11 protein-coding genes are annotated in these 12002 nt (G+C 48.2%); 8 read left to right on the top strand and 3 right to left on the bottom strand.

What is annotated here, in order from left to right; all coding sequences use genetic code 11:
* Positions 1 to 3: 3 nt before the first annotated feature.
* A complete protein-coding gene (locus MTBPR1_RS10415; protein ID WP_069188946.1) occupies positions 4 to 942 on the top strand; it encodes an ArgK/MeaB family GTPase in 939 nt (312 codons plus the stop codon).
* 66 nt (positions 943 to 1008) lie between these two features.
* Here MTBPR1_RS10415 and MTBPR1_RS10420 read toward each other — a convergent pair whose 3' ends face one another.
* Positions 1009 to 1626 carry a FecR family protein gene (locus tag MTBPR1_RS10420; RefSeq protein WP_069188947.1) on the bottom strand — a complete coding sequence of 206 codons (618 nt, stop codon included), beginning with the start codon at positions 1624 to 1626 and terminating at the stop codon, positions 1009 to 1011.
* Positions 1627 to 1833: 207 nt separating this feature from the next.
* On the opposite strand from MTBPR1_RS10420, the gene MTBPR1_RS10425 reads away from it, so the two are divergent.
* Positions 1834 to 3162: a sodium-dependent transporter gene (locus MTBPR1_RS10425; RefSeq protein ID WP_069188948.1), complete on the top strand. Its 1329-nt coding sequence runs from the start codon at positions 1834 to 1836 to the stop codon at positions 3160 to 3162.
* Positions 3163 to 3223: 61 nt separating this feature from the next.
* Here MTBPR1_RS10425 and MTBPR1_RS10430 read toward each other — a convergent pair whose 3' ends face one another.
* Positions 3224 to 3964, bottom strand: coding sequence for a substrate-binding periplasmic protein (locus tag MTBPR1_RS10430; RefSeq protein ID WP_083223029.1), 741 nt, complete (start codon positions 3962 to 3964; stop codon positions 3224 to 3226).
* 80 nt (positions 3965 to 4044) lie between these two features.
* Positions 4045 to 4875: a CAF17-like 4Fe-4S cluster assembly/insertion protein YgfZ gene (ygfZ, locus tag MTBPR1_RS10435; protein WP_069189039.1), complete on the bottom strand. Its 831-nt coding sequence runs from the start codon at positions 4873 to 4875 to the stop codon at positions 4045 to 4047.
* A 140-nt stretch (positions 4876 to 5015) separates the two neighbouring features.
* On the opposite strand from ygfZ, the gene MTBPR1_RS10440 reads away from it, so the two are divergent.
* From MTBPR1_RS10440 to MTBPR1_RS10465, 6 genes are read left to right on the top strand one after another with little or no spacing between them, the layout of a single operon-like run.
* Positions 5016 to 6044, top strand: coding sequence for a glycosyltransferase (locus tag MTBPR1_RS10440; RefSeq protein WP_069188950.1), 1029 nt, complete (start codon positions 5016 to 5018; stop codon positions 6042 to 6044).
* A complete protein-coding gene (locus MTBPR1_RS10445) occupies positions 6045 to 6797 on the top strand; it encodes a glycosyltransferase family 2 protein (RefSeq protein ID WP_069188951.1) in 753 nt (250 codons plus the stop codon).
* A complete protein-coding gene (locus tag MTBPR1_RS10450) occupies positions 6798 to 7829 on the top strand; it encodes a glycosyltransferase family 4 protein (RefSeq protein WP_069188952.1) in 1032 nt (343 codons plus the stop codon).
* A complete protein-coding gene (locus tag MTBPR1_RS10455; RefSeq protein WP_069188953.1) occupies positions 7829 to 8866 on the top strand; it encodes a glycosyltransferase in 1038 nt (345 codons plus the stop codon). Before MTBPR1_RS10450 ends, MTBPR1_RS10455 begins: the two co-directional genes overlap by 1 nt.
* Before the next feature lie 31 nt (positions 8867 to 8897).
* Entirely contained in the window at positions 8898 to 10658 is a 1761-nt protein-coding gene (gene asnB / locus MTBPR1_RS10460) for an asparagine synthase (glutamine-hydrolyzing) (protein WP_069188954.1), read from the top strand.
* Positions 10659 to 10673: 15 nt separating this feature from the next.
* Positions 10674 to 11993, top strand: a complete 1320-nt coding sequence (locus MTBPR1_RS10465) for a dihydroorotase (RefSeq protein WP_069188955.1) — start codon at positions 10674 to 10676, stop codon at positions 11991 to 11993.
* The last annotated feature ends 9 nt before the right edge of the window (positions 11994 to 12002 follow it).

Here is a 12002-nt window from a genome sequence, read left to right on the forward strand (position 1 = left end):
TTGATGAAGACAGTTGATTTTGAAAAACTGAAAAGCGGTAAAAAAGCCGCTATGGCCCGTGCCTTGGCACAGGTGGAACGCGCCCCTGATAGCCGTGAAACCCTTGATTTGCTCAATGCCGCTTATCAGGAACCCCAAGGCCATGTCATTGGCATAACGGGTCCACCGGGTGTGGGAAAATCAACTTTGACCAATACATTGATTGCCCAGTGGCGCTCTATGGGGCGCACGGTTGGGGTGATTGCGGTTGATCCCAGTTCAAAGCGCACGGGTGGCGCTTTGCTGGGGGATCGCACGCGTTTTACAACAGACCCGGATGACCAAGGTATTTATGTGCGCTCCATGGCGGCGCGCGACCGTTTGGGCGGTCTGGCAGGGTTAACCGTTTCCGGTATGGTGTTGATGCGCGCTGTTTATGATGTGGTGCTGATTGAAACCGTTGGGGTGGGGCAATCTGAAACCGATATTGTCGGGGTGGCGGATACGGTCTTATTTTGTGTGCAGCCCGGCTCTGGTGACAGTTTACAGTTTATCAAAGCAGGCATTGTGGAAATCCCTCATATTGTGGCCATTACAAAGGCCGATATGGGCGCACCCGCACGCCGTGCAGTTGCCGATATGAAAGGCGCGCTTAACCTTGCGGGGCGTCAAGGGGCGGACCCTTGGGATATTCCGGTTTTATTGCTGTCTTCCATGCAGCAAAAAGGCATTAAAGAACTGGTTGATGCTTTTGATACACATCTGGAATTTTTAAAAGACAATAGCCTTTTAAATGATGCACGTCATATTCAGGCCAAGCAATGGTTGGAAGAGGCTGTGCGCGAAAAATTTGGTCGTGTTGGCATGGGGAAGGTAGAAGATCAGCTAGCAATTAGCGCTGAACACTCCCCATTTGAACGTTTGTTCGATATCTCTCAAGAGTTTGAAAAACGCTGGAGCTAACTGTCATTCTGGCGCAGGCCTGAATCTAGACACTGGCCTGCGCCAGTGTGACGTTATGCCAAGGCTTTATTCAACCGTCTGTTTTGCTTGATCAACTTGCTCTTGGCTCAGTTGGAAAACTTGGCCCAAAGGTTTGTCTTTTTCAATAACAATGGCGCTTAAAGGTGTGCTCAAGGTGACGTCTCCTTCCTGTGTTGATATCTCGACCTCACCATCATCAAGTAAAGCCAGTATGAGTTTATCCTCTGTTTGGTGACCCCAAAAGTCAGTGCCTCTCACACCGATGGTCGCTAAGGGTGTGCGAACACGAAAAGAAGAGCCCGCTATTTTGTTGATAGCGCCGCTGACCATGCGAAAAACACCTTGGCTCAGGCTAAAGAGAGCTTGGCCTTTTTGGTTGGGGATATAGACCAGCTCATCAATGGTGAGGGTTGAATGATCGCCTAAATAAAGCTCTGTCGAATCGTTAAACACCACTTGCAGGCGCGAGCTTGCCCCTGTTTTGAGCTCATCGCCAAAGAAAACAGGGTCGGTGTTGCGTTGCGCATAAATGAGGTTTAGGCGATAAGCTGTTGTTGTGCCCGTTGCTTTTATGGTTGTGCCGATTTTATCATTTGCTGATGCAGCATTAAAACCAAGGCTGAGCACTGAGATGAAGCAGGCTAGAAAAGCAAATCGTCTCACAATATTTCTCCTGTTATTTTCCGCTTTATTCATATCCCATTTGAAATTAAATTTCAAACTTGACCGTATGGTCAGTCGTTTCATTTTAATTTCATCTGAAACTTCGCAAGCCTATTTCTCACAAAAAGATGTAGTTTCGCCCGTTACTACGTGCGTGATAAAAATAACAGGCGCACCTAACTTGGTTATTGGGAAAGTAGAATAATAATGAATTCACGAGAAGAGTGGGGCTCACGCCTTGGCTTCGTTCTGGCTGCTGCCGGATCAGCCGTCGGACTTGGTAATATCTGGAAGTTCCCCTATATGACGGGCCAGCATGGTGGTGGTGCGTTTTTACTTATTTATCTGGCCTTGGTTTTCACCATTGGTCTTAGTGTCATGTTGGCTGAATTTGCCATTGGGCGTGCTGCACAGCGCAACCCTATTGGCGCTTTTGCCACACTAAAAGGTAAGCTCTGGCCTGTGGTTGGCTTTATGGGTGTGGCAGCCGCTTTCATCATCCTGTCTTTTTATAGCGTGGTTGCAGGTTGGACGATTGCCTATATTTTCAAAATGGCATCGGGCTCACTTGTTGGGTCTGCTGATGAGCTGGGTAAAGCCTTTGGCAGCTTTATCAGTGATCCGGTTGAGCCAATCATCTATCACGCCCTCTTTATGGGGATCACGGTTGCCGTGGTGCTTGGCGGGGTGCAAAAAGGGATTGAACGGGCCTGTAAAATCCTCATGCCCATGCTGTTTGTGCTTTTAATCGTCTTGATCGGACGTGCCATTACATTGCCGGGTGCGGAAAAAGGCCTAGAGTTTTTCTTGTTGCCTGACCTTTCAAAAGTCACAGCAGAGACCTTTAATGGGGCGCTTTCTCAGGCGTTTTTCTCCCTTTCCATCGGTATGGGCGCAATGATCACTTATGGTTCTTACCTAAATAAAAAGGAAAGCCTTGGCAAATCAGCCCTTTGGGTAAGCTCACTTGATTCAGGTGTTGCTGTTTTGGCGGGGCTCTTGATCTTGCCGGCAGTCTTTGCCTTTGGCTTTGATCCATCAGCCGGACCGGGTCTGACGTTTATCACCTTGCCAGCCGTTTTTGCCCAAATGCCGGGCGGGGCCTTCTTTGGCTTGTTGTTCTTCTCATTGCTAACGGTTGCAGCGCTGACTTCTGCGGTTTCGCTTATGCAGCCGATCATTGCTTTTTTCAGCGATGATAAAGGTTGGCACCCCAAAGCAGCGGCTGTCATCTTTGGTGTGGTGATTTTCTTGTTGGGTATCCCGTCTTCCCTGTCCCTTGGGGTGTGGAGTGATGTTCACATCATCAGGGAAAAAGGTTTCCTTGATTCAATGGACTATATTGCGTCAAACATCCTGCTGCCCGTTGGCGGTATTTTGATTTCATTGTTTGTGGGCTGGGTTGTGGCTGACAAGATGAAAGAAGAAGTCACCAATAAGGGCGAGGCACCGTTTCCATTTATGGGGGCATGGCTGTTTATCTGCCGTTTTGTCGCCCCTGTTGCGGTTGCTTGGATTTTGGTTAGCGGCCTTTGAGCTAAACAGAGCTTTTGCTTAGAACAATGCCCTTTAGGACAGCAGTCTTAGGGGCAGGACCCTAGGGGGCATATTTTTGTAAGATTTGATCAAGCTTGCCTGAGGCTTTCAGCTCTTCAAGATGCTTGGATAAAAGGTGGGTTAAAAGCGGGTGGCGTTTAGAAACAGCAAGGAAACGCGGCACTTCATTGACCAGAATATCGGTTTCCACAATATTGTCATAACGATACTCTTTAAGCAGATACTTCATGCTTAGGCTGCTGCCAATTGCAAACTCACAGCGTTTAAAGCTTAGCATCTGTAACAGCTTGATGTTGTTTTTCAGGTTTTCGCGACGAAGCGATTGTTCTGCCCAACGCTTTCCCATATTGATATAGATATAGCCATCACGTGCACAAACAGATGTGCCTGTAACCCCGTTTAAAGCGGCAAACTTCGACTTGTTTTCCTGCAAGGCAAAAAGCGTGTTTTTCTGACTAAACTGGAGAGGGACAAATTCTAAAAGGTCATCCTCTTTTGTATAGTTTGGGTGCAGCATGATCAAGTCGACACGGGCATCTTTGATATAGGCATCAATGCGTTTGCGCGGCGCTTCTACAAAATTGAGCTCATACTCTGGCAGGCTTGAAAAGATATCGGGAATAATGCCTTTTTGGACATGATCCTCAATCCAGTAAAATGGACGCAACCCATTTTCTGAGGCATAAAAATTAAGGGTGGTAGCAGCTTTTATCTGTGCAAGATATGAAGGTGTTAGTAAAAGCACCAAGCCTGCCAAGAATATGTAAAATGATCTTTTCATACTCTATAAAGTATTTTCTAAGACCAAAAATACAAGCAATATTTGGCCTTTAATCAACTTTATCACATGTATGATGCCCCTTAGGCCTGCAAGCTAAACCAATCGGGTAAACAGACCCGAAGAATTGCGCCATTTGCGTTTAATTCTTGGTCCAGGGCATCGACCTTCAGTAACGCAAGGGCCATTTTATCTGTGCCGGAACGTACTTCGCCAACCGTTTTATCACCCGCTGTGATTTCAGTACCACTTTCAGGGAGCTCACCCGCAACTTCCACAGGGACAAGGCGTTTTTTAATGAGGGCGCGGTATTTGGTGCGTGCGGTGAGTTCTTGGCCCATATAGCAGCCCTTATCCCAATCCACCCCATGAAGCTCATCAAAGCCATATTCAAGCAGGATGGATTTTTCAACGATCATATCGCGCGCGCCATCACCAAGGCCAAGCTTGATGCGGTGAAGGTCATATGTTTCAAAATCAACTTCTTCTGCATCTGCTAGTGGCTGGCCCTTGGCTGTGAAAAGGCGATAGCCTGCTTCTTCTAATCGGGGGTCTTGATATATGCCGGGGATAAGCTTAATCTTATCGCCAAAGGCGGCCAAGATATCATAACCTTCAGAAATGTCTTCGATCTTCACATCAGCACGCAGCTTATACATGGTGAGCTTTTTCTTAAAAGCGGGCAGGGCATCGGCTGCCATATCAATGAGCAAGCACTCATCGTTCTGTGAGGCTAAAATGAAAAAGTCACATAAGAACTTACCTTGTGGGGTGAGAAAGGCTGCATAAATGCCCGTGGTGTCCGTGGCTTTTGTTACATCGTTGGAAATAAGCCCTTGGAGAAAATCAACACGGTCTTCACCGGAAATTTTCAAGACACCGCGATTAGGCAAAACACTATATTTTAAGGGCATGAATTTCACTTCCATCATCAGAATATTCAGATTTTTTATGAAAGTGGGGTATTTAGATCATTTTCGCAAGGCTCTTCTCTTTGCAGAAGGGAAAAATCACCTTATAACAGCAGGCAAGAAAATTAATTTTGTGGGGAACCATGCATATTACAATCATCGACGATTCCATCCCATATGACGGCAATAGCCCAATGACCCAGCCCTTGGGCGGGACGGAAAAAGCCGTTGCCTCATTGGCACCAGCCTTGGCAAAACGCGGGCATGATGTGTGTGTGGTCAACCGGATTGAACAGGGCACGATGATTGATGGTGTGTCATGGGTGCCTTTTGATGGGCCGCGCCCGCCAGAAACCGATGTTGTGATTTGTGTGAAAAAACCACAATTGCTGGATGAATTCCCTGATGTGGAGAAAAAACTCCTTTGGTTGGCAACACCTGCAAAAATTCTCAATAAGCCGCGCTATCAGGCCTTGATGGAAAAACACAATCCCATCGTTGTCTTTATGGGCGATACGCACTTTAGAACGTGGGAACCTTGGAAATATTTCCGCAAAGGCATTGTCACACCGGGTGTGCGCCGTGAATATCTGACCGAGGCTGAATGTGATCCGGTAAAACCACCGCGCGCGATTATGACGACCAATCCGTTACATGGGATGGAAGAAATGATCGATCTGTGGTGTGATAATATCATCAAGCAGGTGGGCAGTCAGGCCACGCTTCATATCTATTCAGCCGGTCTTTATAAGGCGCAAAATAGCGGTAATGTACCTGATAAACTGCGCCCTGTTTTTGATAAGGTGCAAAAAGCCCATGAACATGGCGTGATTGTTCATAAACCCGGCTCAGACCTTGAAATGGCCTTGGCGTATCGCAATGCCGCTGTTCATATTTATCCGGGTGTGGAAACAGAAATGTATTGTTCCACCTTGGCAGAAACCCAAGCCATTGGCCTGCCGTGTGTGGCACGCCCTGTTGGGGCTTGTTCTGAGCGTGTGAAAAATGGGCAAACAGGTTTCTTGGTGCCAGATGTTGAATCGATGGCAAATGTCACCGTGCATTTACTGACCAAATCAGCTTCGCGTGAAAATATGAGCCGCGATGCGCGCATGATGCAACGCAGCCAGACTTGGGAATTAGCCGCCGCTGAGTTTGAGGCTTTGCTTTAAATGCCAAAACTTTCCGCCCTGATCACCGCCCATAATGAAGAAGACCGTCTGGCAAGCTGCTTGGAAACACTCAGTTTTTCAGATGAGATCGTTGTGGTCTGTGATAAATGCAGTGATGGCACCGAAGAAATTGCCAGAAAATTCACCGATAAAGTCTTTGTCGGGGCATGGAAGCTGGAAGGTGAGCGGCGCAACACAGCCATTTCATATTGCACAGGCGACTGGGTGTTTGAAATTGATGCTGATGAGCATATGACACCGGAACTGGCAAAAGAAATTCGAACGACTATCGAGACAACCAGCTTTGATTGGCATGAAGTGTTGGTCGATAATTATATTGGTGAGCGTTTGGTGCGCCATGGTTGGGGGGCGTCTTTTGGTAAAGCGGCTTATCCCGGTCTGTTTAAAAAAGGTGTTAAAGAATGGGGGCCTGAACGGCTGCATCCATCCCTTAAATGGTCAGGTCAAAAAGGGCCTATGTTAAAGGGGCGTATCAAGCATTTTGTAGATCGCAATATCTCAGACATGATCCGGCGTTTAGATAGCTATTCAAGCGCGCGCGCCATGGATTTGCGCGAAAGTGGGAAGGCGGGAAGTTTTGCAAATAACTTAAGACGCTTGTTTTCCCGCTTCTTTAAATGCTATGTGTCACGCAAAGGCTATCGTGAGGGCGGCTACGGCTTCCTTGTTGCCTTATTTGCAGGGCTTTATCCCTTGCTCTCCTACCTTAAAGCCACATTGGAAAAAGAATAAATGGCCAAGATCGTTTTTGCAGACGATGGAATTGAATTTGACGGTAAAACGTTGGAACAACGCGCATTAGGCGGAGTTGAATCTTCTGTCATCATGATGATGGAAGAATTCGCCAAACGCGGTCATGAAGTGATCGTGCGCAATAAGTGCAAAGAGGCCATGGTCTATAAAGGGGTTGATTGGGCACCCATTGAACAGGGCTTACCTGAAGAGGCTGATCTTTATATCGCCAATCGCGGGGATAAGCTGATTGATTTGATGCCCAAGGCCAAAAAGACGGTCTTTTGGACGCATAATCCGTGTAAGTATATGGTCAAGTGGCGCTATCTAAAGAAATTCTGGAAAGTGCGCCCCACAATCGTATTTATTGGGGAATATCACGCAACGACTTTGCCAAGCTGGGTGCCAGATGGCGGGCGTCGCGTCATCCCATACGGTATTCCTGAGATTTTCCGCCATGCAACTGTACGCAGCCAAGCGCCTGCCCCACGTGCGGTCTTTACCTCAAACCCGCTGCGCAGCCTTAACTGGTTGTTAGACCGTTGGGAGCAAGAAATCCGCCCAGCCTCACCCAAGGCCGAGCTTCATGTTTTTGGCGGGCCTGCGGTTTATGGTGCGGTTGGCGCTGAAAAAGCAGCCTTGATGGATGAAATCTTTAAACGCGCAAAAGCCATGGCAGACCAAGGCATTGTGTTGCGCGGCCCTGCGACCAAGCAGGAACTTATTGAAGAATTACAACAAGCACGCATCATGACCTTTCGCGGGGATATTAATGAGACATTCTGTCTGGCAGTGGCAGAAGCCCAAGCCTTGGGCACGCCAACGGTTGTGCAGGATTATGGCTCTATGTATGAACGTGTTGTGGATGGAAAAACAGGGACCGTGGCAAAAGATGATGAGACCTTCAGTCAGGGGGCGATCAAGCTTTTAAATGATGATGAACACTGGTTTGAACAGCATAAAAATTGCCTGAAGACCCAACGTAGTTGGGGCTGGGAACAAGCATGTGCTGCTTTTGAGGAATTAATTTAATGCGTATCTTGCAAACAATGGCAGGTGCAGAATTTGGCGGGGCAGAAGCCTTTTTTACCCGTCTTGCAGTGGCCTTGCAAAAAACGGATGTGGAACAACGTGTTATTATTCGCGAAAACCCAGCCCGCGCACGTGCATTGCGTGCGGGTCAGGTGGAACCATTGCAACTGTCATTTGGCGGGGCTTTGGATGTGCGCACAGGCATGACCTTGCGCCGCGAGATTAAAAACTTTAATCCCGATGTGGTTTTGACATGGATGAACCGCGCAACCAAAAAAACACCCGCAGGGAAAGGCAAATTTGTAAAAGTTGCCCGTCTTGGCGGTTATTACGATCTGAAATATTATCGAGATTGTGACCATCTGGTGGGCAATACACAGGATATTGTTGATTATCTGGTGAAAGAAGGCTGGCCGGCAGAACGCGCACATTATCTGCCGAATTTTGTGACTGCAACACGGGCTGAACCAGCTTCGCGCATGGAACTTTCCACACCGGAAGATGCACCCTTGTTGCTGTCTTTAGGCCGCCTTCATGAAAATAAAGCGTTTGATACGCTCCTTAAAGCTTTGGCGCGTGTACCCGGTGTTTATCTGTGGCTGGCTGGTGAAGGCCCGCTTCGTCGTGAGCTGGAATTACAGGCTGAAGAATTGGGTATTCGCCCGCGTGTGCGGTTTTTAGGCTGGCGTGAAGATACGGCCTCTTTATTTGCTGCCAGTGATGTTTATATCTGTCCCTCACGTCATGAACCTTTGGGCAATGTAGTGCTTGAAGGCTGGGCGCAAGGACGTCCGGTGATTGCAGCTGATAGTCTGGGGCCGGGGACATTGATTGAACATGGTGAAAACGGTGTTCTGTGTCCGGTTGATAATGATAAAGCAATGGGTGATGCCATTAAATGGGTCTTTAGCGATCAGGACTTTGCCTATAAGCTGGCAACACGGGGTTGGGAAAGCTATCAGCGTGATTTTACCGAAGAAGTCGTGGTGCAGAAGTATCTGGAATTCTTTGAAAAAATCACTCAGGATGTAGCTTAGTCGCAAGGACGACAAGACAGGGTAGACGAACATGTGTGGCATTGCAGGTTTTATGACGATTGATGGCACCTCGCCAAGTGATGAGGTGCTGGATGCGTTTGCGCGCTGTCTTGCCCATCGTGGTCCGGATGGTCAGGGACGTTTTCGTGAAAAAAATGTCGCCATGGTGCAGACTCGTCTTGCCATCATTGACTTAGAGACAGGGCAACAGCCTATCATTGATGAGAAGGGCAATGTGTTAAGTGCCAATGGCGAGGTTTATAACTTCGTTGAATTGCGCGCAGAACTGCCTGATCTGGAAATGAAAACCGCTTCTGATTGCGAACCCCCGCTTCATCTTTATGGGCGCAAAGGCTTGGCTTTTGTGGATGATCTGCGCGGCATGTTTGCCATTTCCATTTATGATAAAGAACGTGGTCGTCTGGTCCTAAGCCGGGATCCCTTTGGCATTAAGCCGCTTTATTATGCAGAAACCCAACGCGGTTTTGCCTTTGCCTCAGAACCTCAGGCCCTGATTGGGGCGGGTTTGGTTAAGCCCAAGGTGCGTGAAGAAGCGCGCAATGCCTTTATGCAGCTTCAGTTTTCAACGGGGCGTAACACCATTTATAAAGGGATTAAGCGCGTCTTGCCCGGTGAAACGCTGGTGGTGGAACGCGGTCTTGTGGTGGAACATCACATGAAGCTGGCCCTTGATGCAGGTGGGCCAAAGTCCATCTCTGAAGGCCAAGCCATGAAAAAGATGGAAGAGGCCTTAATTGATAGTGTGAAGGTCCATCAACGATCAGACGTGCCATATGGTTTGTTTTTATCCGGTGGTATTGACTCATCTTGCCTGCTGTCTTTGATGGCAGAGCTTAATGATAATCCGATCAAAGCCTATACCGCAGGCTTTAGTGGCACTGATGTGCCGGATGAGCGCGAACATGCGCGCATGCTGGCACAAAAAGTGGGCGCGGATCATACCGAGGTTGAGTTTGATGAAAATGATTTTCTTAAGCTGTTGCCGCGCATTGCAGAAGCGATTGATGATCCGGTGGCTGATTATGCCGTACTGCCCACTTTCAAGCTTGCACGTGAAGCCAGAAAAGATGTGAAAGTAGTGCTTTCTGGTGAAGGTGCGGATGAACTTATGGGCGGATACGGGCGTTATCGTGCCTATTGTCGCCCTTGGCCCTTGCGCAAAACCATTCGTGGCACAGGCACCTTTGATGGGCTGGGTGTCTTTTCAAAAGATATTGGGAAAGATTGGCATAAAGGTATTGAGAAGGCGGAACATTACGTCAAAAAATTTGGTTTTTCCCGTCTGCAACGCGCCCAAGGGATTGACCTGATTGACTGGTTACCGCACGATCTATTGATTAAACTGGACCGTTGCCTGATGGCAAATGGGGTAGAAGGACGCACACCGTTTTTGGACCCAGAGGTGGCAAAGGCTGTGTTCTATCTGCCTGATAATATGAAAATTAGCAATAAGTTGGGTAAAAACCTGTTGCGCCACTGGCTGAACAAACGTTTACCCGAAGCCAAGCCTTTTTCAAAAAAACGCGGCTTTACCGTGCCTGTTGGGCATTGGATTGCAAGTCATGGGGCGCAGCTTGGCCCATTGGTGGCGTATCAGCCCGGTGTTGCGGAATTTTGTGATAAAAATGCTGTGATCCGTCTTTTCACCACTGAGGGTAAAGAAGAAGGTTTTGCGGCTTGGACGTTGTTGTTCTATGCACTTTGGCATCAACGTCATATACTTGAATTAAAATCAGATGGCGACGTGTTTGACGCCTTATCTCTTAAATAAGCAAGGAGACACCACATGTACGATATGATCCTTAAAGGCGGCACTTGTGCGACGCTTGCTGGTATCATCAAAACAGATGTAGCCATCAAAGACGGTAAAATTGCAGAACTTGGCGATATTGATGTTTCCAAAGCTGAACAGGTGATGGATGTAACGGGCCTTCATGTATTGCCGGGTGTGATTGACAGCCAAGTCCATTTTCGCGAACCCGGCCTTGAACATAAAGAAGATTTGGCAACAGGTACGGCGGGTGCGGCCCTTGGGGGGGTGACAGCGGTTTTTGAAATGCCAAACACCAAGCCATCCACCATCACAGCCCAAGATATGGCGGATAAATGTCGCCGTGCCAAAGACCGTGTTTGGACCGATATTGCCTTTTTCATTGGGGCTGCGGCTGAAAATGCAGAAAAATTGCCAGAGCTTGAGCGCCAGCAAGGCGTATCTGGCGTAAAAATCTTTATGGGCAGCTCCACTGGTAGCCTGCTGGTTAAAGATGATGCAACGCTTGCAAGTGTGCTGGCTTCTGGTCAGCGCCGTGTGGCGGTCCATTGTGAAGATGAAGACCGTCTTGAAGAACGTTTTGCGCTGGTTAAAGACGGCGCCCCTGTGAAAATGCATGCACAGTGGCGCGATGCTGAAACAGCTGTGCGCGCAACCAAGCGCCTGTTGAAAATTGCCAAGGGTGTGAAGCGCCGTGTGCATGTCTTGCATGTCACCACAGCTGATGAAATGGAAGTGCTGCCTGAATATAAAGACATTGCGACGGTAGAATGTACACCACAACATTTAACGCTGAACGATGAATGGTATGAAAAAATCGGCACCAAAGCGCAGATGAACCCACCTATTCGCGCACAGCATCATGTGGATGCCTTGTGGAAAGCGGTGAACCAAGGTGTGGTTGATTGTATCGGCTCTGATCACGCACCTCATACATTGGAAGAAAAATCAGCACCTTACCCCCAAAGCCCGTCAGGCATGACAGGGGTGCAGACATTGGTGCCTGTTATGCTCAACCATGTTAATGAAGGCCGCCTAAGCCTTGAGCGTTTTGTTGATCTGACAAGTGCAGGGCCGTGTCGTATTTACAATGTGGCTTCAAAAGGGCGCATGGCCAAAGGTTATGATGCGGATTTCACCATTGTGGATATGAATGCAGAGCGCACCATCACCGATAAATGGATTGCGTCTCGTTGTGGCTGGACCCCTTATGACGGGATGAAGGTCAAAGGCTGGCCGATTTCCACCATTGTGCGTGGTAATGTGGTGATGCATGAAGACCAGTTGATTGGTGACCCGCAAGGTGAAGCTGTGCGTTTCGCTGAATGTCTCTAAAGGGGACAT

The sequence above is a fragment of the Candidatus Terasakiella magnetica genome, assembly GCF_900093605.1.
Classification (GTDB): domain Bacteria; phylum Pseudomonadota; class Alphaproteobacteria; order Rhodospirillales; family Terasakiellaceae; genus Terasakiella; species Terasakiella magnetica.